This window comes from Emticicia sp. GW821-FHT11C11, from assembly GCF_058808615.1.
Map to the genome: position 1 here is coordinate 909254 of NZ_JBXARV010000002.1, position 25202 is coordinate 934455.

The 25202-nt window shown below is 41.3% G+C and carries 21 protein-coding genes; 8 read left to right on the plus strand and 13 right to left on the minus strand.

What is annotated here, in order from left to right:
- Nucleotides 1-15 precede the first annotated feature (15 nt).
- Together prfA and AC1RRY_RS13835 are read right to left on the minus strand one after the other, a co-directional pair.
- Nucleotides 16-1089, minus strand: coding sequence for a peptide chain release factor 1 (gene prfA / locus AC1RRY_RS13830; RefSeq protein ID WP_492819820.1), 1074 nt, complete (start codon nt 1087-1089; stop codon nt 16-18).
- Between the two features lie 67 nt (nt 1090-1156).
- A complete protein-coding gene (locus tag AC1RRY_RS13835; RefSeq protein ID WP_492819819.1) occupies nt 1157-2002 on the minus strand; it encodes a DUF2911 domain-containing protein in 846 nt (281 codons plus the stop codon).
- 225 nt (nt 2003-2227) lie between these two features.
- Between AC1RRY_RS13835 and AC1RRY_RS13840 the strand changes: the two genes are divergently transcribed.
- A complete protein-coding gene (locus tag AC1RRY_RS13840) occupies nt 2228-3778 on the plus strand; it encodes a long-chain-fatty-acid--CoA ligase (protein WP_492819818.1) in 1551 nt (516 codons plus the stop codon).
- Nucleotides 3779-3837: 59 nt separating this feature from the next.
- Here AC1RRY_RS13840 and AC1RRY_RS13845 read toward each other — a convergent pair whose 3' ends face one another.
- The 5 genes from AC1RRY_RS13845 to AC1RRY_RS13865 form a co-directional block, all read right to left on the minus strand.
- Nucleotides 3838-5172 carry a Gfo/Idh/MocA family protein gene (locus AC1RRY_RS13845; RefSeq protein ID WP_492819817.1) on the minus strand — a complete coding sequence of 445 codons (1335 nt, stop codon included), beginning with the start codon at nt 5170-5172 and terminating at the stop codon, nt 3838-3840.
- Nucleotides 5173-5219: 47 nt separating this feature from the next.
- Nucleotides 5220-6569: a 3-keto-disaccharide hydrolase gene (locus AC1RRY_RS13850; protein WP_492819816.1), complete on the minus strand. Its 1350-nt coding sequence runs from the start codon at nt 6567-6569 to the stop codon at nt 5220-5222.
- 114 nt (nt 6570-6683) lie between these two features.
- On the minus strand, nt 6684-7571 hold the full coding sequence (locus AC1RRY_RS13855; protein WP_492819815.1) for a sugar phosphate isomerase/epimerase family protein: 888 nt from the start codon (nt 7569-7571) through the stop codon (nt 6684-6686).
- 110 nt (nt 7572-7681) lie between these two features.
- Nucleotides 7682-9364 (minus strand): RagB/SusD family nutrient uptake outer membrane protein, encoded by a 1683-nt coding sequence (locus AC1RRY_RS13860; RefSeq protein WP_492819814.1) that lies wholly within the window; start codon nt 9362-9364, stop codon nt 7682-7684.
- 39 nt (nt 9365-9403) lie between these two features.
- Nucleotides 9404-12442: a SusC/RagA family TonB-linked outer membrane protein gene (locus AC1RRY_RS13865; RefSeq protein WP_492821299.1), complete on the minus strand. Its 3039-nt coding sequence runs from the start codon at nt 12440-12442 to the stop codon at nt 9404-9406.
- Between the two features lie 288 nt (nt 12443-12730).
- Between AC1RRY_RS13865 and AC1RRY_RS13870 the strand changes: the two genes are divergently transcribed.
- Nucleotides 12731-13594 carry an AraC family transcriptional regulator gene (locus AC1RRY_RS13870; RefSeq protein WP_492819813.1) on the plus strand — a complete coding sequence of 288 codons (864 nt, stop codon included), beginning with the start codon at nt 12731-12733 and terminating at the stop codon, nt 13592-13594.
- A gap of 1 nt (nt 13595) precedes the next feature.
- On the opposite strand, the gene AC1RRY_RS13875 is transcribed toward AC1RRY_RS13870, so the two are convergent.
- Together AC1RRY_RS13875 and AC1RRY_RS13880 are read right to left on the minus strand one after the other, a co-directional pair.
- Entirely contained in the window at nt 13596-13811 is a 216-nt protein-coding gene (locus AC1RRY_RS13875; RefSeq protein ID WP_492819811.1) for a hypothetical protein, read from the minus strand.
- 44 nt (nt 13812-13855) lie between these two features.
- Complete coding sequence (locus tag AC1RRY_RS13880; protein WP_492819809.1) at nt 13856-14257, minus strand: putative quinol monooxygenase; 402 nt, start codon at nt 14255-14257, stop codon at nt 13856-13858.
- Nucleotides 14258-14425: 168 nt separating this feature from the next.
- Between AC1RRY_RS13880 and AC1RRY_RS13885 the strand changes: the two genes are divergently transcribed.
- Together AC1RRY_RS13885 and nagB are read left to right on the plus strand one after the other, a co-directional pair.
- Nucleotides 14426-15319 (plus strand): PIG-L family deacetylase, encoded by an 894-nt coding sequence (locus AC1RRY_RS13885; protein ID WP_492819807.1) that lies wholly within the window; start codon nt 14426-14428, stop codon nt 15317-15319.
- 175 nt (nt 15320-15494) lie between these two features.
- A complete protein-coding gene (gene nagB / locus AC1RRY_RS13890; protein WP_492819805.1) occupies nt 15495-17417 on the plus strand; it encodes a glucosamine-6-phosphate deaminase in 1923 nt (640 codons plus the stop codon).
- A gap of 71 nt (nt 17418-17488) precedes the next feature.
- Here the strand turns inward: nagB and AC1RRY_RS13895 are convergent, their stop codons facing one another.
- Genes AC1RRY_RS13895 through AC1RRY_RS13905 form a run of 3 tightly spaced genes read right to left on the minus strand, consistent with a single transcriptional unit; the run spans nt 17489 to nt 19579 of the window.
- On the minus strand, nt 17489-17950 hold the full coding sequence (locus tag AC1RRY_RS13895) for a protein-disulfide reductase DsbD domain-containing protein (protein ID WP_492819803.1): 462 nt from the start codon (nt 17948-17950) through the stop codon (nt 17489-17491).
- Nucleotides 17951-17964: 14 nt separating this feature from the next.
- The gene (locus AC1RRY_RS13900; RefSeq protein WP_492819801.1) at nt 17965-18708 is read right to left on the minus strand and encodes a 3'-5' exonuclease; all 744 of its coding nucleotides are present in this window, start codon (nt 18706-18708) and stop codon (nt 17965-17967) included.
- 28 nt (nt 18709-18736) lie between these two features.
- Nucleotides 18737-19579 carry a 1-acyl-sn-glycerol-3-phosphate acyltransferase gene (locus AC1RRY_RS13905; RefSeq protein ID WP_492819799.1) on the minus strand — a complete coding sequence of 281 codons (843 nt, stop codon included), beginning with the start codon at nt 19577-19579 and terminating at the stop codon, nt 18737-18739.
- 379 nt (nt 19580-19958) lie between these two features.
- Between AC1RRY_RS13905 and AC1RRY_RS13910 the strand changes: the two genes are divergently transcribed.
- From AC1RRY_RS13910 to fabD, 3 genes are all read left to right on the plus strand, one after another.
- On the plus strand, nt 19959-21587 hold the full coding sequence (locus AC1RRY_RS13910; RefSeq protein ID WP_492819797.1) for an NADP-dependent glyceraldehyde-3-phosphate dehydrogenase: 1629 nt from the start codon (nt 19959-19961) through the stop codon (nt 21585-21587).
- Nucleotides 21588-21725: 138 nt separating this feature from the next.
- Nucleotides 21726-22322: an SPOR domain-containing protein gene (locus AC1RRY_RS13915; RefSeq protein ID WP_492856654.1), complete on the plus strand. Its 597-nt coding sequence runs from the start codon at nt 21726-21728 to the stop codon at nt 22320-22322.
- 40 nt (nt 22323-22362) lie between these two features.
- Nucleotides 22363-23256, plus strand: coding sequence for an ACP S-malonyltransferase (gene fabD, locus AC1RRY_RS13920; protein WP_492819793.1), 894 nt, complete (start codon nt 22363-22365; stop codon nt 23254-23256).
- 74 nt (nt 23257-23330) lie between these two features.
- Here the strand turns inward: fabD and AC1RRY_RS13925 are convergent, their stop codons facing one another.
- Entirely contained in the window at nt 23331-24074 is a 744-nt protein-coding gene (locus tag AC1RRY_RS13925) for a lysophospholipid acyltransferase family protein (RefSeq protein ID WP_492819791.1), read from the minus strand.
- A gap of 133 nt (nt 24075-24207) precedes the next feature.
- On the opposite strand from AC1RRY_RS13925, the gene AC1RRY_RS13930 reads away from it, so the two are divergent.
- Entirely contained in the window at nt 24208-25188 is a 981-nt protein-coding gene (locus AC1RRY_RS13930) for an acyl-ACP desaturase (protein ID WP_492819789.1), read from the plus strand.
- The last annotated feature ends 14 nt before the right edge of the window (nt 25189-25202 follow it).

The following is a 25202-nucleotide window of genomic DNA, read 5'->3' on the forward strand; positions in this document are numbered from 1 at the left end:
CGTTCTCCATTGTTCTTAAGCATAGCCTTCTTTCATTTTTTCAGTATTATCGGCAATACGTAATTGCTCAACAAAATCGTCTATCTCACCGTCCATTACACTCGGCAGGTTATACACAGTGTATCCGATGCGGTGATCTGTTACGCGGCTTTGCGGATAATTATACGTGCGAATCTTATCTGAACGGTCGCCGGTTCCTACTAATATCTTACGGGCGTCAGCAATGGCTGCATTGTGCTTGGCGAGTTCCATCTCATATAGTCGTGAACGCAACACTGACAAAGCCTTTTCGCGGTTTTTAATCTGCGAACGTTCGTCCTGACAAGACACTACAATTCCTGACGGAATGTGTGTCATACGCACGGCAGAATAAGTGGTGTTTACTGACTGCCCGCCTGCACCCGATGAGTTGAAGGTATCAACCCTGATATCATTCATATTCAATTGAACGTCTACTTCGTCGGCCTCAGGCATGGCAGCTACCGATGCTGCAGAAGTATGCACACGACCTTGTGATTCAGTAGCCGGAACACGTTGTACCCGATGTACTCCTGACTCATATTTCAGCTTACCGTATACATCTTCTCCCTCTACCTGTAAAATAATCTCTTTGTAGCCACCGGCCGTACCCTCGTTATGGTCAAGAAGAGACATGGTCCAGCCTTCCTGCCGTTCAATATAACGCTGATACATTCTGAATAAATCTCCGGCAAAAATTGAAGCCTCGTCCCCGCCGGTACCTGCCCGTATCTCCAGAATCACATTTTTGCTGTCATTCGGATCTTTGGGTATCAGCATTTCCTTCAGAATAGCCTCTGCTTCTTCTTTCTGTGGCACCAGAATGTCCAATTCTTCCTTTGCCATGTCGCGCATTTCTTCGTCTTTCTCATTGGCAATAATATCCTTGGCTCCCTCAATGTTCGACAGGATATTCTTAAAAGCATTGAACTGATTGACAATCTTGTCGAGGTCTTTATATTCTTTGCTTAAGCGCTTAAACTTTGTCATGTCCGATACTACTTCGGGCATCGTAATTTGCTGAGAAACCTCTTCAAATCTCTCCTTTATGGCTTCTAACTGTTCTAACATAGGTTTATCACACTATTAAAAAAAACTCCACAGAACCTGGTCCGCGGAGTTATCGTTCAGGCTTAAATTATTTTTTACATTGCTTAAAAACAGCCTCATTCAGCTTGATGTAAGCGTCATCACCTGCTTTTTTAGCTAGCTCCATCGACTTCTCGGCGTTTGGCAATGCTACCGCACAGTTTCCTTGTTTTGCTGCTACTCTTGCTACCAATTGGTATGCCCAGTATTCTTTATTTTTCTCTGTTACTTTATTGGCCCAAACCAACGCTTTATCCAGATGAACACCTTTCTGATAATAGTAATCAGCGGCTGAGAAATAAGTATCAATAGATGCGTCCGGCTTTGCTGTTTTCTCTTCAATTTCGGCCATAATTTTGGCGTCAACCTGTTGTTCTACCCTAAATCTGGCTTCGGTGTTTTCCCATTTAATCACGATATCAGCTGTCGTAGGATTTATTCCCTCAACATCAATCGCCATTTGCTCTACAAAATATTTCGTTTTGGCCGGCTTTACTTTAAAACGATACACGTCTTTCTTTTCGTCATAGCCATATGAGCCCCACTGTTTATCATCAGCATTCAGAATGATTGTCCACTCGGCAGCATTAGGAATGGTATATAAACCATAGCTACCTGCTTTAATCTGTGTTCCGTTTACTATTACTTCATCATCAAACTTTATAGAAGTGATTTTGTTTGCTCCGGTTCTCCATACTTTACCAAACGGCACTAAATCGCCGAATATCTTACGCCCCTTTACCGACGGACGGCTATAATCTATGGTAATTTTAGTAAGACCCAATCCTTGAGAAACTGTTGTTGAGGGACTGGCAGCAGGGGTATTGATTTGCGTAAAACCGGAAACTGAAATAATGGTACAGATAATAAATAACTTTACGTTGAATCGTTTCATTGTGATTATGGTAGTAATTGTGTTTTAAGAGTGCGAAGTTAAGATTTATCTTCTGTAGGAATGTGCTTTTTAAGTAGTTTTTTAGTATAACTATTGAAAATCAACTGAAGCCCTGACCTGATATGCAATAAATATATGAAGTCGGAAAAGAATTTTCAAAGCAACAATTCTTTTCATAGTACTATTTAATCTATAAATTGCACAAGCAATAAAACCTGTAACCCTATGTTTAACCTATCAACCATTCTTGAACACCACGCACGCTCATCACCAGCCAAAGAGGCACTTATTTTTGCCGATAAACGCATTACTTTCGGGCAATTAGACGCCGTTAGTAATCAGATCGCTAACGGGCTCGCTGCTTTGGGTATCGGATCAGGCGATAAGGTTGCTCTTACTTGTCCGAACCTGCCTTATTTTCCGATGGTTTACTTCGGTATCCTGAAGACGGGCGCGACGGTAGTTCCTTTAAGCGTGTTATTAAAACGCCATGAAATAGCGTATCATTTGCAGGATTCGGACGCGAAAGCCTACTTCTGTTTTACAGGAACACCCGAAATGCCTATGGGACAAGAGGGAAATGCAGGTTTTGAAATGACCGATACCTGTAAAGATTTCTTTATAATAACCCCTTCTTTTACTGATGCTTCTCCTATAGAAGGCACGAAGACATTGGGCATGTTGATGACAGGTCAATCGCCTGTGTTTCAAAGTTATTTTACCTCACCAGACGATACGGCCGTAATCATTTATACTTCAGGCACTACCGGTCGACCAAAAGGCGCCGAACTGACCCATTCAAATCTGTTTCTGAATGCAGTTCTGAGCAAAGATTTGCAGGACTTAGGGCCGGACGATACGTCGATGCTGGTGTTGCCTTTGTTTCACATTTTCGGCCAAACGGTGTGTATGCTGGCCAGTATTTATATAGGTGCTAAATCTGTACTTGTATCAAGGTTTGATGCTGAACAGGTGCTTACACTGATGCAGAACGAAAAAATCACTCATTTTGCCGGAGTACCCACCATGTACTGGGGATTATTAAGTTACCCCGATACGCATAAGTTTGATATGGCAGCCATTAAAAATAATCTCAAACTGTGTATGTCAGGCGGGGCAGCTTTGCCTGTACAGGTATTAAAAGATTTTGAACAAAAGTTTGACGTGCCGATTCTTGAAGGTTATGGCATGTCAGAGGGCTCACCGGTAGTTACTTTTAATCAGAAGGGCAAATCACGGAAACCCGGCTCGATAGGATGGCCTGTGTGGGGGGTAGAGGTCTGCATCATGGATGAACATGGGAATCAGCTAGGTGCAAACGAAAAAGGAGAAGTATGTTACCGTGGCCACAATGTAATGAAAGGCTATTACAAACGCCCGGACGCCACCGCAGAAACCATTATAAACGGATGGCTACACTCCGGTGATGTGGGCTATCGGGATGAAGCCGGTTATTATTTTATTGTTGACCGTACCAAAGACATGATTATCAGAGGTGGGTACAATGTCTATCCGCGAGAGATAGAAGAGTTGATGATACAACACCCGGCGGTTTCGATGGTAGCAGTAATCGGTATGCCCTGCCAAGAATACGGAGAAGAAATAAAGGCCTGTGTGGTTCTGAAACCAGGCATTGAGGTATCAGAGAAAGACTTGATAAGTTGGACAAAAGAGCGAATTGCTTCTTACAAATACCCGCGCATTGTGGAGTTTCTGTCAAGCCTGCCCATGGGAGCTTCAGGTAAGATATTGAAGCGGGAATTGCGGGCGAAATAAAGTAACAGGGCTTCCCTCCGGTTGGAAAGAAGCCCTGTTTTATTGTACTCGTCGAAATATCAATATTTAAACGGTTTGCCACCGGCTAATACCTCCTGTGTTTTTTCATCGAAAGTTACTTTCAGACCTGTACGATAAGCCGCATTCGACATGATAGTTGCAATTGAGTGCGAGTATCCTGCTTCAATTGGCGCATGAGGAGTTTTACGACTGCGTACGCATTCCATCCAGTTTTTGATGTGAGCAAATGTCAACGGGTCACCACCTGTGTTAGCACCTGATTCTACTTTTGCTCCTTCCAGTTTCACGGTAGGCAACAAGTTAGCTTTTAGGCCCATCGCACCTGCTTCACGCTCACGAAGACCACCCGTCGGAGAAATCTCGTTGGTGTCTAGGTTAATCATACCCCCGTTAGAGTAGTATAATTCTTTTGTTTCACCTGCTGAGTTAGAGAAGCGTGAAGTAAACTGTACCTGGAAGCCGGTTTTAGGGTCATTCAACGGGCCGTAATCAAATACTACTGTTAATGTATCGGCATTGGTTCTGCCGTCTTTCCATTGGTAGATACCACCGTTGGCAACCACCGAACGAGGGTGTGGTAAACCTGAAAACCAGTGTACAGTATCAATCTGGTGGCTCATCCATTGGCCTGGAATACCAGACGAATAAGGCCAGAATAAACGATATTCTAGATATTTACGTGGGTCGAACGGAACCATCGGACGGTTCATCAGATAGCGTTTCCAGTCAACATCAGACTCTTTCAAATCTTTAGTCAGTTCAGGTCTTCTCCAACGGCCGGGTTGGTTTACATTCCACATCAATTCAACCATTACAATCGGGCCGAATTTGCCTGATTTAATGAAGTCTTCTGCCGCAAAGTAGTTTTCACCACTTCTGCGTTGAGAACCAATCTGAACAATTTTGCCTGATGCTTTTACAGCTTTCAATACCGCACGGTTGTCTTCCATTGTTTCTGCCAATGGTTTCTCTGTATAAGTATCACAGCCTGCTTTTACGGCTTCAATAGTATGCAAAGCGTGTTGGAAGTCAGCAGTTGAAATAAATACCGCATCTACCATTTTAGAGGCATAAAGCTCTTCGTTGTTACGGAAAACTTTTACATCGCTACCTAATTGTTTATCTAAATACGCTTTTCCTTCTTCACGACGGCGATTCCACAGATCTGAAAGCGCAACCATTTCGAAATTCATGCCTTTTTGCATGGCTTTAAACGGAGCTACGTGAGAGGCACGGTGGCGGTCTGAAAAACCCACACAGCCTACACGCACGCGGTCGTTGGCTCCTATTATTTTTCCATAACTTTTTGCCGAAAAACCAGTAGCTGCAGTAGCCAGCACTGATTTGATAATAAAATCTCTGCGGGTTGTCATAGTTTTATTGGATTGAATATGAGTGACAGATGTTAGTGTTTATACAATTATTTTAATTCTCTTATTTTCAGGTTTTTGAAAGACACATTATTGCCGTGGTCTTGTAGCAATAGATTACCTTTATCGCCTGCTCCAAAGTTATTATACTTCGCATATTTACTTCGGGCTACTAAAGCATTGAAAATATTACTTTTTCTTTCGTATTCTAATACCTTGAAGCCATTAAGCCAGTGCTGAACGATGTTATTCGGATACACCACCAATCGTGCCTGATTCCAGTCACCGATTTTGCGTTGGAAACGCTTATCCAGCTTATAAGAAGGTATCAAATCATACAAACTTGCCAGTGTACGGTTGCCTACCACGCCCATTTTGGCATCAGGATGGCGTTCATCATCAAGTACCTGAAACTCCAGCCCAATCCCTGATTTACCCCCTGAGTCGAAAGCTTCATTCACAAAGTACTTTAAGCCTGAATTGGCACCCTCTGTCAGTCTGAATTCAAAAGTAAGTTCAAATGCACCAAACTGTTCGTCTGTTACGATGTCATTCCCAGTTTCTGAACCATCTGACGGACTCACGTTGATGGTACCGTCAATTACATGCCAGTGCTTCTCAGGCATTTTGGTTTGGTGAACCCCTCTCCAGCCGGTAAAGTCTTTGCCATTAAAAAGCAATTTGAAACCCTGTGCCTTTTCCTGTGGAGAAAGATTGTTCAGCAACAGATTCACTACCGGTGTATTATCAGCAGGGCTTGGTTTCAGGTTTTCTGTCTGGATTCTGATATTTCTCCAACGAATCTGTTTGCCCGGTTTATCGTCTTTACCAATGGCATGCACCTGCAAAGCAATAAAGCCTTTAGCGGTTACATCATCAACCAGATACGCTACAGGCACACCATTTACCCAAGTGCGGATAATGTTACCAATGGCTTCAATGCGGTATTTATTCCATGCATCTTTCTTAAAGGCCTTTTTACCTTCCGGATTTGCATTTGGAATATACAACCAGTCGCGGCGGGCTTCATCATAAATACCACCCGACCAGGCGCGGTCTGATGGATCTATTTCCATCTGATATCCATGTACGCGGCCATCTTTGTAGTCTGCCTTCGACAAACTACGGAATTGTATACCTGAATTCATCGAGTTATCGACCTTCAGTTCTAATTCCAGGATGAAATCGCCATAATCCTGCTCAGTAGCCAAAAAAGAGTTAGGTGTATCGGCTACAGTAGTACCTACAATCTCGCCGTTTTCAATCGTATACTTAGCTTTGCCATTCCGTTGTTTCCAACCTTTCAGGTCTTTGCCGTTAAACAGGCTTGTCCATTTTTGTGCAGTAGTTGTGCCCAGAACAAAATGCATGAGCAAACAAACAATAAATACTTTTTTCATTTACCTAAAATAGAGTTGAATAATTTCTATCAAAATTACGTGCTATGCATCAATCTGTCTAATATCAATTTAGCTAAAAATTCATAAAATTTGACAAACATTCAAAGCTATAGGTCAAAATTTCACATTTATTGTTTCCAGATACTTTTTGCTGGTCTGTCCGCTCTCTAATGCCGTACGCCCTTTTACTGGTACAGAGTCCAATTCAATTACATTCCAGCCATTGAACTTGATTTTATCTAATGCCTTAAAGATAGCCGGGAAATCTACACGTCCTTGTCCCAATTCTACAAACTGATAACCCGATTTACTCTCTACTGGCTTTGTATCCTTTATATGAGTAGCGTGTAGAATATCTTTATACTTAATTACTGCGTCAGCTGCGTTTCCTCCTCCTTGTGTATAATGTGCCACGTCCAATTCCAACTTAATGTATTTAGTGTCCATACTTGTAGCAACAATTTCTACCTCTTCAGGTGTTTCACCCAATTGATGCATGTGGTTATGCCATGCAGGTTGAACACCAGTTTCTTCCAACACTCGTTTGGCTACCTCCGACATATTCTTTGCGTATTTTTTCAATTCTTCGGTAGTAGGGTTTCTGTCTTTCGGACGAGAAACGTTGGTTATCTGCAGTGATTTTCCTCCTAAGGCTTTTACAAAGCGGGCATGGTTCACATGCGTTTCAATATCTTTAGTGATATCATCCTGTATGCCTACGTTTCCGCTAGAGAACATAGCCAGTGTAAGTCCATTCTGGTCTAATAAATCTTTTAAGTCCTGTGGTTTGTCTTTAAAAGGTGCATAGGTATTAGCTCTTAACTGAATACCTTTAAAGCCTAAAGCTGCAATATCTTTAATGGCAATAAGGTCGTTACCGTTCCAGGTAATAGCTGAATAAGCCATTTTGTGTTTGCCTTTTGCAGCAGCTAAGCTTTCAAGAGAAATAAGTGAAGAAGCTGTCAGTATTGATGCCTGAGCCAGGAAATCTCTGCGGTTCATGGGGTTGAAGTGGTTTAATATGAATGAATATTGAATTTACTAAAACTTAAAAAGAGAGGACTCCTTGAAATGAAGGAGCCTCTCCCATAACTATGATGAAACAAAACTAACTAAAATCCTGGATTTTGTGCAAACACTCCTTTAGCAGATCTGTCAATTTGCGTTTGAGGAATCGGACGCACATAAAATTTATCACTAACATTAACCGCGGCTTGTGGGTTATATTGTTTTACTCTTTCTACCAATAAACCCCAACGTTTCAAATCTAACCAGCGTACACACTCACCAGCCAGTTCTCTTGCTCTTTCCTGAATTATCATATCGAATGTCATCTGAGCATCGGTAATTAACATGGCATCTTTTTTACCTGGCCAGCCCGCTCTGTAACGTACCATATTCAACGCTTTGGTCGCTTCTGAAGTATTGCCAGATTTTAGTTCTGCTTCAGCCAACAACAGATAAGCATCTGCTAAACGGAATACAAAATAGTCACGGCTTCCCGGCTCATAAGTTAAGTCAGGGCGTTTGGTATCGAAGAATTTAGTCAAAGTCGGGAACAATGCTTCGCTATAAGCACTTGGTACCAATACCTGATATTTCTTTGCAGCACGTTCTGCTAAAGGCATCTCATAGCCCGGAATAAAGATGGCGGTATCGCCTGCGGCAAAAGTAAGCTTGCTTTTAGAGTTATCAAAAGAAGCATTCAGGTTTGCACCCGGGTTATTGCTCAACCAGGTATCTCTGAAAGTCTTCTTATAACGAGAATCATTGGTTCTGTCTGCAAAACAAGTATTCAATAAATACGGTGTAGGACGCAGACGTTTAAATGGTCTGCCATAAAATACATCGCGTTTCAAACCCGGTTGCACATCATATTGCATGCCAAAGAATAAGTGGAGGTTATTACCACCATTGGCAGCAGCAGTGTTATTAGTAAGGTTGGATAACGGGTCTGACGTAAACTGTACAGCAAAAATAATCTCACTATTTACCTGATTATTTTCGTCAAATACACTTGCAAAATCATCTAACAACTTAAAACCATAGTTAGTTGTAACTGATTTAAGAAGTGTTGCAGCTTTACTGAAATCATCAGCGGCTTTTGACGTTCCATAAGCTCTTGTCAGATAAACCCTTGCCAAAAGCATTTCAGCTGCAGGTTTTGTGGCACGCCCATAATCCGTTGACTGTGCTTTTGCCTCTAAGTCTGCGATAGCTTCAGTCAAATCCTTAATGATTGCATTATACATTTCTGCATCAGTAGCTCTTTTAGTGTCCTTGGTAGGAGCTAAGGTTTCTGTCAATCTTAAATCAACACCACCCCATTGCTGATGCAAAAGGTAATAATAATGTGCTCTCAAAAATTTAGCCTCAGCCACTCTTAGCTTTTTAGTGGCATCTGCAACTGTTGATTTAGGTGCTCTTTCTATGATGGCATTACAGGCATTAACACCTTTGTAAAGCTCATCCCATGTGTTTCCCAGATAATCAACGTTAGGATTTAACTGCGCATCATAAAAATGGAATCCTTTATAGCCGCCATCAGCTCCGGTAGCATAAATGTCAGTACCATACTCGCTCATAGTCAAGCCTTCTTCTCCACCATAATAATAACGAAGTGAAGAATAAGCCGCTTTTACGGCATCTTCAAAACCCTTCGGAGTATTTACGTAATCGTTAGGGATATCCTTTATTACTTTTTCGTCCAATAAATCTTTGCAGGATTGAGTTGTCAAAAGTATTGACATTACTCCTAAGACCTTGATTGGTTTTAATATATTTTTTAGTTTCATTTTCTTATATAATTAAAATATCTTGTAAATATGGCCGACTTAGAATCTCACATTTAAACCAAAGGTGGTAACCGAAGTGGCAGGAACAATATTTTCACTAATTGATGTTGTTCCGTTATTGGTAGAAGTAATCGTTGCTTCAGGGTCAATACCATTGTATTTGTCACGATATTTAGACCAGATTTTAGGCTGCTGAATACTTGTATACACACGCAGAGACTCCATTCCCAATTTTTTGGCAATTTTTGGTGAGAATGTGTAACCAAAATTGATATTTCTTATTTTAACAAAAGTACCATCATAGTAAATCAAAGTGGTGTTGTATACAGGGAACTCCTGATTACTCTTCGGACGAGGGAACTCGTTAGTAGGGTTATTTGGTGTCCAGTAATCTACTTCAATTTGTTGGTAACGACCTGCTAACTGGTTTCTGTTTTGGTGGAAACCACTCACAATCATGTTTCCGAAACGGCCAAATAAGAAAGCTGACAAATCAAACCCTTTATACTCAAATCTGGTTGTGAAGCCTGCACTGAAGTCCGGAATATCAGAGCCAATTATTACTCTGTCATCACCCGTAATTTTACCATCACCATTGGTATCCTGTACTTTGATCTGCCCTACCTCACTACCATAAGATTTTGCAAGGTCAGCTTCGTTGGTTTGCCAGATACCGGCTTTCTTGTAATCATAGTATGAATTAAGTGGTTTGCCTATGAACCAACGGTTTCCGAAATCGTCTACTTTTCCATTATATAATGATACGATTTCCTCTTTGTTTTTGGTAAACGTGAAGTCGGTAGTCCATTTGAAACCACCCGGAGTGTTTACGTTTACAGTAGAGAAACCTAGCTCAATACCTTTATTACGTGTCTGACCAACGTTTCTTGTTACGGCATTAAATCCGATTGAACCTGGTAACTGATCAGATAATAAAAGGTCAGTGGTATTAGTTTCATACAATTCTAATGAACCCTGGATTCTTCCTCTCAGGAAGCTGAAGTCTAAACCGATATTGGCTGTTGCAGAAGATTCCCATTTCAAATCAGGATTTCCGATTGTATTAGGTCTGTAACCATACGCAGCAGTAGCATTCCAGGCATAAGCTGTTCTGGCTAATAATCCTTGTGTCTGGTATGGAGCCACCCCTTGGTTACCCACTACACCCCAACCCACTCTTAGTTTCAATAAGTCTAACCATGTTACTTGTTTCATGAAAGGCTCATTGCTGATATTCCAACCCAAAGCTATACCAGGGAAATTACCATACTTGGTATTTTTACCGAATCGGCTTGAACCATCACGACGTAGCGTTGCAGTTAAAAGATATTTATCGTTGAAATCGTAGTTAACGCGCGCCATATAAGAGTTAATAGTCCACTGAGTAATGCTACTACTAACTGCTTGTACTGAACTGGCGTAACCTAGTCCGTAAAATTCCTGTGATTCAGCCGGAACACCTTGTACCTCAGTTCTGAAATTCTCATAATTATCTCTCTGGATTGAATGTAATCCTGTAACACCAAGATTATGTTTGCCACCAAATGTTTTGTTATAAGTTACGATATTTTCAAGTGTCCAGTTAAACCCTAGGTTACTTTGGGACAGCGCCTGAGCATCTCCTCCTTTACGGGCATTGGTAGCCGCACCGATAAATCTTCCCCATCTTGAAATCGTAAAGTCAGGGCCGAAGTTTACACGGTATTTCAAACCTTCAATAATTTTAACCTCTGCATAAAGGCTATTAAACAAGCGGTATTTTTTATTCTCTTCAATTTGAGCACCCGGCACGATCTCTGCCAATGGGTTAGTTAATAACGCATCGTTCGTTGGCGAGAAGATAATCTTACCTTTGTCATCATAAGGTACCGCCAAAGGATTTTGCTGGATGGTCATACCAAAAGGGTTCAGACCCTCTCCATTTCTGATGCTATACATAGTATAAGACGAAATACCAACTTTCAGATTATTATTAATACTATGGTCAAGATTAATTCTCAACGACATACGAGTATAATCCAATCCGTCGTTAATTCCTTTATCCTGAAAATAACCTCCGGAAATATAAAACTGAGTTTTATCGTTTCCGCCCTGAACACCCAAAGAGTGGTTTTGCATTACACCATTGTGCAAAATCAAATCCTGCCAGTCAGTATCTGTTCCATTGGCAATCCCTCTGGCAACGGCAGGGTCACCACCTAATACGGCCACTTTGGCATCAGCCGCAGGGTCACCTACGCCTGTTGGTACAGGGTTACCATTAGCATCTTTATAATTGTTGGTAGCTCTGTAGGCTTCTCTAACATACTCAAGAAATTCAGGGCCACTGAATAATTTAATTTTGTCTAGTGGCGTAGACACCCCACCGTAAGTGTCAAAACTTACAGTAGTTTTTCCTTTTACAGCCCCTCTTTTGGTAGTTACCAATACCACCCCATTGGCACCACGAGCACCATAAATAGCTGTTGCGGTTGCATCTTTCAATACTTCCATCGACTGAACATCACTAGGGTTCAGGTCTTCATACCCCGCAGATAACGGAATACCATCAACTACATACAGGGGGTCGTTACTCGCATTGAATGAACGACGACCACGAATCAGAATTTTTGGTACTGAACCGGGTCTTGAACCTGCCTGAGAAACGTCAACACCGGCCACACGGCCTTGCATGGCCTGACCTAAACTGGTGATAGGCATTTCCTGAATCTGTTTCGCACTTACCTGCGAAATAGCACCGGTGGTCTGGCTTTTCTTTTGTGAACCGTAACCTACAACAATTACCTCACTTAAAGTGGCGGCGTCTTCCTCCAAACTTACGTTTAAGGTAGTTTTGCCACCAACATTAACTTCAATAGCTTTGTAGCCAATGTAGCTAAACACTAAAACTGCATTACCAGCAGCCTGCACCGAGAACTTACCATCAGAATCGGTGATTGAACCTTGCGTAGTACCTTTTACCGTAACACTAACGCCCGGGAGAGAAGAGCCTCCTGTATCAGATACTTTACCCGAGACAGTCCGGTTTTGGGCTTGTGCGAACTGAACGCTTAAGCATACAGTAAACACAAACAACATTTTTTGTAGTAGTTGTTTCATACAAATTAATTAAGATTAATATAAAATTAGGATTCCGCTAAAAAAATGAAAATTTATTATTGGAATAATTACAAATTTAGGGATATGTATAGGGTTTTACCACTAAAATTTAGTCATTTTCTAATATTTTTTTGACTAATAATCCAAACATTAAGGAAATAAAACGCAGGGGTAATGAATTTTGATACTATATTTACATGTTTTTTAAGAACTGCTATCAATAGTCGAAGAGTATAGACTGGACAGGCGTTAATTGCGACAAGTTAAATGAAACCTCAACTACTGAAAATATCGAACCCGGCCGACTACTCATTTAACTTATATGTGCAGGAATGCCCTTTCTTTCCAACACCCTGGCACTATCATCCTGAATATGAAATTGTTCTGATTCTTGAAAGCACCGGAAAGAAATTTATCGGCAGCAGCATAACCGACTACGGCCCCGGCGACCTGTGTATGATTGGTTCTTATCTGCCCCATTATTACAGAAATGATGATGAGTTTTATGCCAAGGATTCGGGCCTGAAGGCGCGCTCGCTGGTAATCCATTTTCTGGAGGATTTTCTGGGAGAAAAGTTTCTGGAGATTCCTGAAAGCCAATCTATAAAAGCTTTACTTGAACGATCAAAAAGAGGCCTTATTTTCGGTGCTAAAACGGTTCAGAAGGTAGAGCCTAAATTTAAGAATCTGCCTAATCTTACAGGGATGAGCCGCCTGCTGGAAATGATTTCGATTCTGACAATCCTGAGTGAAAGCGAAGATAAACAAGACCTGACCACTAACCCGATATCTTTGCGGAACGAGGTGGATTCGGCACGTATGAATAAAGTATTTGAGTTTGTAATGCTGAAGTATCAGGAAGAGATTCAGCTAAGTGATGTAGCCGAGTTAGCCAATATGAGCGAATCGGCCTTTAGCAGATACTTTAAAAAACGTACAAGACGTACTTTCTCTCAATTTCTTGCTGAAATACGTATTGAGCACGCCTGTAAATTGCTTATGGCCGATAAGATGAGTGTAGCTGAAATTTCTTTTGAAAGCGGATTCAACAATCTTTCAAATTTCAACAGGCAGTTTAAAGCCATCAAGAAGATAACACCACTGAACTACCGTACTAAGTTTCTGGAGTAGCTTAGTGCTTGGGGCAATCGCACTGTTTTTTACTTCCAAACAGCCCCCACATGAAGCCCTTTTTTCTCTTATAACGGCCGTTTTTCTTTTTACGGCCTTTGCCTGTTTCTTTTTTTACACTCACCGCGGCTTTGCTATCAAACGATGTGGCGGCGTTTGAAAACTCAGGTGTGATGATAAAAAGACCTGAAATCAAAAAAATGATTACTCTCTTCATTAACTAGTATGTTTTCAATTTGAACGAAAGATTCTTACTTAAAATTACACGACGAGTACACTTTCAACCGAAAAAGCCATAGGGCTATCAGAGAACAGCACTTTCGTTCTTGCCCATACGTTTCTAAAAAGCTCCGATTGCCTGTAATTATTCAGGTCTTTTTCCGAAAGCCAATGGCTGTGGGTCATAAACACATTAGGCTGATTAAGGTCTTTCATCAGCTCAAGATACCGGCATCCCTGCGTTTCTCTGATCAGTTCTTTCGACTCATCAAATATTGTCAGGAACTCTTCCACTTTTTCCTCACGGAAAGTCATTCTTACGTATCGTATAAGCATTGCGTAGTTTTTTGCAAAAATATTAAAATTATAGCGATACCTATTAACCGACTCCATTTTGTTCTGCTCCTTCACTTTACCATACCGGCTCTCTATGCGTATACTCACAAGATTTTATAATTGCATTTATCGCTTTTTAAAAATTATTCGTTATCATTAATAGTTTGTGAATACTTAAAGAGAAGTATGTAGCCTTAAGGAATTGCTGGCCATTATCCGGCTTCCGGACCTCAATCATTACAACTATTATTTTCAACCTGATTTTCCTCCTGACCTATGAAAAAAGCTAAGCACATCTCCTGCATTTTCTTTTTCCTTTCATTCTTATATGGCAGTACTTACAGCCAGGGACCTAAAGTATTGATTGTGACCGCCCACCCTGACGATGAAACCATGTTTCCTGTCACCATTTTTAAAATAACCCGGGAAATGAAAGGAACCGCTGACCTGGCATTGATAACTGATGGTTCTGGTGGATACAACGGTCTCGTTGCATCAAGCTACTATGGAAAAAACATGACCGACTCAGCTACAGGCCGCACTTATCTGCCACTTATCAGAAAAAAGGAACTTATGTGCTCGGGCGAGGTAATGGGAATCAGAAATTTTTATTTTTTCGATCAGATCGATGATTACTATCAGTTGAATCCCGAACCGTTTTTATCAGGTGAACGCTGGGAAATAGCCTATTGTGAACGTAAGCTTGATAAAATACTTGAACAGGGCCAATATGATTTTATTTTTTGCCTGGTGCCTGATGCCGGTCAGCATGCTCACCATAAATCGGCTACGATTATGGCCTTGCGTGCTGCCCAAAGAGTGAAGGGCAGCAAGAAGCCTATCGTTTTAGGTGGCTGGGCAACCAACAGAGACTATACTTTTAAGTTTACCGGACTGGAGAATTATCCGGAAACGAAAATTCTTGAAAAAGCACCTGTGTTCTATTTCGATCGTTCTTATGGTTTTGGAGAAAACAACAAGCACAGCTACATGATAGTAGCCGACTGGGTAAAAGCCTGCCATAAATCGCAAAGCGGAGATATGAATGCAGCCATGCACAAGGGCGAACTGGAGACTTTCTGGTATTTTGCAATTAACGGCGACCCTGGCATTGAAAAAACCAGAACATTTTTTGAAGAACTGAAAAATAGCGGTTTTCCTACCAAATAATATACTTATTATATAGGCTAAACCATTTTACCAATTAAGTGTGTATTTTACATTTTTAAAAAAATTTAAAAATTAGTTTTTTTGACTAATAAAAAAATACATTGGTAATCAGAAAAGCCTTAAATTTGTCGAAACTTTCTACCTCTATTGCCTCTAAAACAAAACTACAAGTACAATGGAACAGCAGATTATTACAAATGAACCTATTGCTTACGAGAAGATTCCGACCAAAATTTTTAAAGATTCAAAAGATGCATCTAAAGCAGTGGCGCAGGAAATTGCTGATTTGATTCGCGAAAAACAAAAACAAGGAAAACAATGTGTATTAGGCCTTGCTACGGGCTCCTCTCCCAAATCGGTTTATGCCGAGTTGGTAAGAATGCACAATGAAGAAGGTCTGAGTTTCAAAAATGTAGTTTCTTTTAATCTTGACGAATACTATCCTATGGAGCCTGATTCTCTGCAAAGTTATGTCCGGTTCATGAAAGAGCAGCTTTTTGATAAGGTTGATATGCCGAAAGAAAACTACTTTATTCCTGACGGAACCATTCCCACTAATAGGATAAAGGAATTCTGCGATGAATATGAAAGAAAAATAGATGCAATAGGAGGTCTTGATTTTCAGTTACTGGGTATCGGTGCCAATGGTCACATCGGTTTCAATGAGCCGGGCTCATTGGTTAATTCAAGAACCCGTCTGATGATGCTCGACCACTCTACCCGTGTAGCAGCTGCTTCTGATTTTGGCGGTAGCCTGGTAAATGTTCCTAAAAAAGCCATTACCCTTGGGGTGTCTAAGATTCTGAATGCCAAAAGAGTAGTTTTGCTGGCATGGGGTGAAAGAAAAGCACCAGTTATTGCCGAAGCAGTAGAAGGAAGAGTAGTTGAGTCAGTACCGGCCTCCTATCTGCAAACACATGCCAACGCATTGTTTGTAATTGATGAAAGAGCCGCCTCTGAACTTACCCGTATGAAGACACCATGGCTGGTAGAGGACGTAGAATGGACGAGCAAAATGGTGAAAAAAGCTGTCACTACCTTGTCGCTTTCATTGGGTAAACCGGTATTGAAACTTACCAACAAAGACTATAACGACAATGGTTTGAGCGACCTACTGGCACGCCACGGTCAGGCTTATGAAATCAACATTGATGTTTTCAACCAATTACAACATACTATTTCAGGCTGGCCGGGTGGCAAACCTAATGCTGATGACACCAATCGCCCTGAAAGAGCTTTACCGGCTAAAAAACGTGTGATTATTTTCAGCCCTCACCCCGACGACGATATTATCTCAATGGGGGGTACTTTCCAACGACTCGTTGATCAGGGACATGATGTACACATTGGGTATCAGACTTCGGGCAATATTGCCGTGGCTGACGACGAAGCCATCCGCTTTATTGATTTCGTAGTAGATTTTAATCATAAGTTTGGTATAGAAAATGCAGAAACCCGTAACCTGTTTAAGGAAGCCAAGGAGTTTTTGAAAAACAAAAAAGGCAGTGACATTGACAGCTCTGCGGTAAGATATGTAAAAGGTTTGATTCGCCGGGGAGAGGCCAAAGCGACCTGCCGGTTTGTGGGGATTCCGGAAGAAAATGTTCATTTCTTAGACATGCCGTTTTATGAAACCGGTCGTATTGAGAAAAAACCTCTGGGAGCAGACGATGTGAAGGTTGTAGCTGAGCTGATTGAGGAAGTTAAACCGCATCAGGTATATGCCGCCGGTGACCTGGCTGACCCGCATGGCACACATAAGGTGTGTTTGGATGCCATCTTTGCAGCTATTGAAAGTATTAAACATAAAAACTTCATGAAAGACTGCTGGTTGTGGTTGTATCGTGGCGCCTGGGCAGAGTGGGATATCCATGAAATTGAAATGGCAGTGCCGATGTCTCCTGACCAGGTTCTCCAGAAACGTATGGGTATTTTCAAACATCAGTCGCAAAAAGACGGAGTGGTGTTTCAGGGTGCCGATGCCCGCGAATTCTGGCAACGTGCAGAAGAGCGTAACAGAGGCACAGCCGGCCTTTACAACAAACTGGGTCTGGCTGAATATGAAGCAATGGAAGCCTTTGTGAGATGGAAATTCTGATTTACTACCAGATACTTATAAAAAAAGCGGTTTGAAAACTCAAACCGCTTTTTTGTTGCCTCGTAAACGCCTTATATCGTTTTTACGGCAAACTTAAATTTATCTTTACCTGGTATACATTTACCGTCTTTATTGGTACAGGTCTGACTTTCTATTTTGCCCTCAATGACAGGGTTTGCCTTCGTAATTTTCACTTTCTGAATAAACCTGGCCTCATGTTCAAAGTAATGTACTTTGCCACCCCATATATCGTCATATTTTTCTTTGGGCTTTACAGGCACCAACTTGCCTACTAAAGTGTAAGTATCATTTTTGGTAAAATTGGCAGTAGTTGGTAATGGGCCGTCAACTTTCAGTTCAGACGAATACATATACCAGTTGTCGTCAATTTTAGCTGTGAAAACCAGGTCGATGGTTTCACCTACTTTCGCTGAAGTCTTCGAGGGAGTAAAAGTCCACTTGGCAGGTTTAAGAATCTGTGCCGAAGCCGCCAAAGAAGAGGCGAATAACAATATAAAAAGGATTTTTCTCATGCTTTTAAGAATTATTACTTCAAAAGTACTTCAATATTATTTTCATCTATTAACGCCCAGTTGTTCATTTTCATATATAACTGGGTTAAAAGTATTACGTCATCGGCACAGTACCGGGCAATTTTAGTCTGGTCTTGTTCTTTATAGTAAATGTCATTAATCTGGTCGCCACTTACTTCAGTATCACCTTCCGGCACATTAAAAATTATTGCCAGCAATTCTAATGACACATAATGTTTATAATCACCGAACTTCCACAGATCAAGGGTATCAAGATGTCTGATCTCCCACGGTTTTTTGCCAGACAGCTGCAATATTCTCGACAAAGAAATACCGTTAATGAGCATTCTCCGGCAAATATAAGGGAAGTCGAATTCTTTTCCGTTATGGGCACAAAGCAACAGGTTTGAACCCGCCTTATGTTTTTCGATTATCGCTTTAAACTGTGTCAGAATTTCGGCCTCTGTTTCTCCGCCTATCATTTTAACACGAAGCGTCGGTACAAGGTTCTCGTCAAAGACAATTCCTCCTACACCGATACAGATTATTTTACCGAATTCAGAATAGATAGAGGCTCGTTTGTAATAGAAGTCTTCATCCGGAATTTCTTCTTTCTCTTTACTTTGCAGATACCCGGCTTTTTTCAGCCACAGGCTTTTCAGAGGCTCGGTCAGTAAATTAAAGTCCGGCTCCTGCGAAACCGTTTCAATATCTATAAACAGAACGTTCTTAAGTTCTTTTAATTCATTTTCAGTCATCAGCTTTGTGTATGGTTACCCAACAAATCTACACAAATTTGGCAATAAAATAAATCAGTAAAGCTAACAGAAGCCAGTAAACAGGAATCAACACTATAAATATGCCCAAGGCTATTGAATCAAAAAACACGCTGCCTTTGGTTAGTTTTCTTGAGAGGGTAATACTTAGCCAATTAACCGGAAAATTGACAAGCAGACCTATGTAATACAATGGGTTTTTCAAGAATCCGACCTGAGGTAGCCCTTTGCTTAAAAGTATATTCAGTTTTTCGCTTAAGCTGCGGTTGAACTCTTTTAAAAACAACCCTTCGGATGTTTCCTGGGGTAAATCTTGTTGATATGTCGGTTCTCCTATCTGGATATTTACTATTTTCCCGAATTTATCGAAGTCGTTATATTTAATACCAACCGGCACAATAATGAGGTCTATGTCATCATTCCAGGCTTTTTGCGTCAGTCTCCCCGTACCTTTCTTTAAGGGCAATAATTCTTTCTGATGAACGCATAGCCCCTCCGAAAATATCAGCACCATTTCGCCCTGTCTGAAAAGTTCGATACACTTTCTGAAAGTTTCGTCGTTTTCGCCCAGATATTCTTTCCCCTCAGAAAGTCTGTACATAGGCATCATAAAAAGACTATTCAATGCTTTTTTTGCTAATGGCTTTTTAAATACATCGCCACGTGCCAGTGACCAGATACGTCGTTCGAACAAAGCACCGAGCAACACCGCATCGAAAAAGGAATTGGAATGATTAGAAGCCAGAAGAACAGCACCCGATTTCGGAATGTTTTCAATACCATTAATCTGAATGCGTTTGGCAAAGAATTTTAACAGGAATTTTACGAAAGGTCTTAAAATGTAATATAGCAAAACAGAATAAATTTAGGTAGTACAAAAATAACTCAGGACACCGTTTAATGATGCTGAAACCCTTGTTTACAAGAACCTTAAAGCAAGGCTTAACAGCCCAGAATAGGGGCGCTTAAACGGGTTTAAATCTCAAAATTCAGAAGAAATAAGGTCATCTGCAAGTATTCTGACAGATTAGTATTCCTTTAACATTTTGTAGTAGATTTTTGTCCAATATTTTACAAAATCTTAATTCTTTTTGGTTTTCATATGGAGGTACGTAATTTAGTCATCTAATTACAACGAAACGCCAACGGAACGGGTTTAAATAGTGTTTCTTATAATAGTACCCTATTTAAGGAAATTCTGTTTTAAAACCATCCATAGCCAAAGAAACAAAATGAGCAACCTGAAAGAGAAAATCACGGCCATCTTCCCAAGTGCCGACCAGATCCCCGAAAACTATCAGATTCAGCCCCTTCACCAACGGGAATACCTGGTGGGCGGAGAAATGCGCCAATGGGCTGGCCCCACGCAGGATGTCTACTCGCCTGTGTATGTAAAAGGAGAAGACGGAAAATTTGTCAGTAAACACATTGGCAGTTTCCCTATTACTGATGTCCCCGAAGCAATGGAAGCTCTGGACGCAGCCCTGAAAGCCTTTGATAATGGTCGTGGCGAATGGCCGACCATGAGCGTAAGCGAACGCATTGCCTGCATGGAAAACTTCATCAAGAAAATGCTTGAAAAGAAAACAGAGATTGTGAATCTGCTGATGTTTGAAATCGGAAAGTCTCTGGGAGATTCAATTAAAGAATTTGATCGTACTGTTGAGTACATATATGATACAATCGATTGCCTGAAAGACATTGATCGCGCTTCGTCGCGTTTCAAAATAGAACAGGGCATTATAGGGCAAATACGCCGTTCACCGTTTGGTGTAGTACTTTGTATGGGGCCTTTTAATTACCCCCTCAATGAAACCTATACCACTCTGATTCCGGCTATTCTGATGGGGAATACCATTCTTTTCAAACCGCCAAAGCACGGTACCTTATTGCATTATCCTATGCTACAGGCATTTAAAGAGTGTTTCCCGAAAGGCGTGGTCAATACTATTTATGGCCGTGGAGCCAATGTTGTGCCACCAGTTATGCAGAGTGGTAAAATCAATATTCTTACATTGATTGGGTCCAGCAAAGTAGCTAACGACCTGAAGAAAATGCACCCCAAGCTTAATCGCCTCAGAGCGGTACTGGGGCTTGATGCCAAAAATGCCGGTATAATATTAAAAAATGCTGATGTTGAGCTGGCAGTAAAAGAGTGTATTCTGGGTTCGTTGTCATTTAACGGGCAGCGTTGCACAGCCATTAAGATTATCTGGATACACCGTTCCATTGCCAAGAAATTCCTGAACCGTTTTACAGAAGAGCTTGAAAAACTGAAATATGGCATGCCTTGGGAAGCCGGAGTAAATCTTACTCCCCTACCCGAACCCAACAAGCCTGCGTATCTGACCGAATGTATTGAAGATGCCAAAGCCCACGGCGCCGAGGTTATCAATGAAGGTGGAGGCACTGTTGTGCATTCTTTCTTCTATCCGGCGGTGCTGTATCCGGTAAATGATAAAATGAAGGTATACTCAGAAGAACAGTTCGGGCCGTTGATTCCTATTGTGCCTTTCGACGACGTAGAAGAGCCTATTCAATATCTGCTTAATTCTTCTCATGGACAGCAGGTAAGTATTTTCGGTACAAACCCTGACCAGATTGCAAACCTGATAGACCCGCTGGTAAACCAGGTGAGCCGGGTAAATATCAATGCGCAATGCCAGAGAGGGCCTGATACTTTTCCGTTTACGGGCAGAAAAGATTCTGCCGAAGGAACTCTATCTGTAGAAGATGCCCTGAGAGCCTTCTCCATCAGAACGGTTGTTGCCACCAAGGAAACACCGGAAAACAAAAAGATTTTCAATGAAATTGTAGAAGATCATAGTTCTCATTTTCTGTCTACGAAGTATATTTTCTAAAAAACAGCCCGCCGAAAGCGGGCTGTTTTTTTTCGCCTGTTTCTCTTTTATAAAAGTTTATCAAAACATATTATACCTGTATGCGTTTCATTTGTAAAAGAAATTAGTTTAAGGGGGTTTTAGAATATTTTTATAATTTTGACAAAAATTTCATGTGAAGAAATCTCCGGTAATCACAAAAAGCCTATGCGCATTTTTCAGAAAATAGTAGTTTGTCTTCTCCTGACAGGAATTTTCTATTCCTGCAAAAGATCTTCTACCCCTTCAAAGGGTTCGCTGGTTGGTGAATACGACGAGGATTTATCTTCCGTTCGGCTCAAATATGCGAAAAAGCCTGATTTTGACAGTCAGGAAAACAAAACCATACGAGACAACTCCAATACGGCAACCAAAGAAGAGGTTCCGATGAATGTGAATGGTCAGATTGACAAAGCGCTTGACGCTATCTCAGAACAAAACAAGAACATACGTTATTCGGCAGGGTTTAGGATTCAGGTATATGTAGGCAACGAACGCCGGGAAGTAGACGAGGCCAAATCTTTTATTTATCAGAATTTTCCTGACTTAAATACTTATCTCTCATTCAGCCAGCCTACCTATCGATTGAAGGCAGGTGATTTTTTGAGCAGAGCAGAGGCTGAAAAATATTACAATACCATTCGCCAACGCTATTCTGCTGCCATGATTGTTCCTGAAAGAATTGATGTCCGCAAAAGCATGCAGCAAGTTCGGTAGGTCTGACTGATTATCTAACAACAAACCATTTACATTATTTATGACAGCTTATGTTTTCCCGGGACAGGGAGCTCAATTCAGCGGAATGGGCAAAGACCTGTACGAAAATTTTCCTCAAGCCAAAACTCTTTTTGATAAAGCCAACGAAATTCTCGGTTTCGATATCACCAAAATCATGTTTGAAGGCTCTGACGAAGACCTTAAACAAACCAACGTTACACAACCGGCTGTTTTTCTGCATTCGGTAATATTAGCACTGAACGCACCTGATTTTAATCCTGATATGGTAGCCGGGCATTCATTAGGTGAATTTTCGGCGCTTGTTGCGGCAGGAGCCTTGTCTTTTGAAGACGGCTTGAAACTGGTTGCACAAAGAGCGGCAGCCATGCAACGTGCCTGTGAACTGACACCCTCTACTATGGCGGCCATTCTGAACCTTGACGATAAAAAAGTAGAAGATATCTGTGCTGAAATTTCTGCAAGAGCGGCTGAAAACATAGTGGTGGCAGCCAACTATAACTGCCCCGGGCAGTTGGTTATTTCAGGTAGCATTGAAGGTATCAATATAGCTTGCGAAGAACTGAAAGCAGCCGGTGCTAAAAGAGCACTCATATTGCAGGTAGGTGGCGCGTTCCACTCTCCATTAATGGAACCTGCACGTGAAGAACTGGCAAAAGCAATTGAAAATACGAATTTCTCAACACCTGGTTGCCCGATTTATCAGAACGTAAACGCATCGCCTTCGACAGATATTGAAGTAATCAAAGCCAATCTGATTGCCCAGTTGACTGCCCCCGTACGTTGGACTCAGTCGGTTCAGAACATGGTAGCCGATGGCGCCACTAAATTTGTAGAATGCGGCCCGGGTAAGGTATTACAGGGTCTGGTAAAGAAAATAGCGCCTGAAGCAGAAACCACAAGTGTAGCACTGTAATAACTGCCGGTATATATAACAAAGAGAGACGTAAGCATAACTTACGTCTCTCTTTGTTTGAGGGTATGTACACACTATTTATTGGCATTCAATACTTTTGCTATGGCTTCTCTGGCCGCTTCTGCTATTTCTGTAGTAGTTTTTCCTTTAGGTTCTATGGCATTTAGGGCAGTCCACGATAATCTGGAGAACGAAGTCAGCGGAAACATGCCATTGGTAGGATTGAATTTCCGGGTGCCTTGAATAACAACCGGTACAACCAGTGCATTCGGCGCCCGCTTCAACAGCGCTGAAATCCCCCCCTCTGCAAAGGGTTTCATTTCTTCGGTGCTTGACCTTGTCCCTTCCGGGAATATCACGGCAGAAAAATTATTTTCATGGATATACTTACTCAGTCTCAGAATTTCAGAGACCGCCTGCTTGCCGTCTTTGCGGTCAATGAGTGCGGCACCGCTTTTTCTGAGATTATATGATATGCTGGGGATCCCTTTGGCCAGTTCTTTCTTTGATACAAAAATGGGCTGGTGTTTTCTCAGGAACCAGATAATAGCCGGGATATCGAAAGTACTCTGATGATTAGCAATAAAGACAATGGGGCGGTCTGTGGGATATTCCTCCCATTGTTCAAAGTGAACCGTAGTGCCGGTAACGTAAAAGCTGGTGGTAAGCATCAGGTTAAAGAAATCTACCGCCTTTTTATGCGCTTTTTTACCGAAAACATTAAAGGCAATAACCTGAACTGCATGAAAAATAACTAATAATAGTCCAAAATAGAGTAAATAAATAATACTGAGTATATAATCAAGCCCTTTTTTCATGAAGTTTTTTTTGCACAAAACTAGTCAGAAAATGGGCTTTTTCATAAATTGGCCCAATATTTTACTATTCTTAGATAAAATACCCGTACCTTGTAACGTTTTATAAAATAAAAGAGCTTTAAAAGACATTATCATGGAATTATCCAATTTAAGATTAGAGGTGATGAAGTTTGTAGGACAAAAAATTGATTTTTTTGTTGATGAATTTTTGAAACCCATCGAAACAAATTGGCAACCCTCCGACTTTCTACCAGACGCAACAAAAGAAGATTTTTTTCAGGAAGTAAAGTATCTGCAAGAAAACGCCAGAGAATTGCCTTATGATTATATAGCTGTATTAATTGGTGATACTATTACAGAAGAGGCGCTGCCGACGTATGAGTCGTGGCTGATTGATGTAGTGGGTGTTGATCAGGTAAACGAGCCCAACGGCTGGGCAAAATGGGTACGCGCGTGGACAGCCGAAGAAAACCGCCACGGCGACCTGCTCAATAAGTTTTTGTATCTGTCGGGTCGGGTGAATATGCGTGCCATGGAAACATCTACACAGTTTCTGATTGCTGATGGGTTTGATATTGGCACAGGACGTGACCCTTACCGTAACTTTGTTTATACTTCGTTTCAGGAATTGGCCACTAATATATCGCACCGCCGCACGGCTACATTAGCTAAGAAATACAACAATAACACGTTGTCGAAAATGTGTGGAGTGATTGCCTCTGACGAGATGCGCCATGCTAAAGCATACAAAACTTTTATCAGCCATATTTTTGAGGTAGATCCATCTGAAATGATGCTGGCTTTTGAAGATATGATGAAAAAGAAAATTGTAATGCCTGCTCACTTTTTGAGAGAAACAGGTGTGAAAATCGGTCAGACTTTCTCACATTTTTCTGATGCCGCGCAACGCCTGGGAGTATATACTACGATTGACTACATTGAGATTATGGAGTCTTTGCTGGACGAATGGAAAATAGGCAGCATACCGAACCTGAACGATGCAGGTGAACGCGCCCGCGACTACATAATGGCATTACCTGCCAGGCTACGTCGCGTTGCTGAGCGTACGAAGGTTCCTACTTTGGAATACGAATTCAGCTGGATTGCTTCTTAAGCGATACTTCTTTA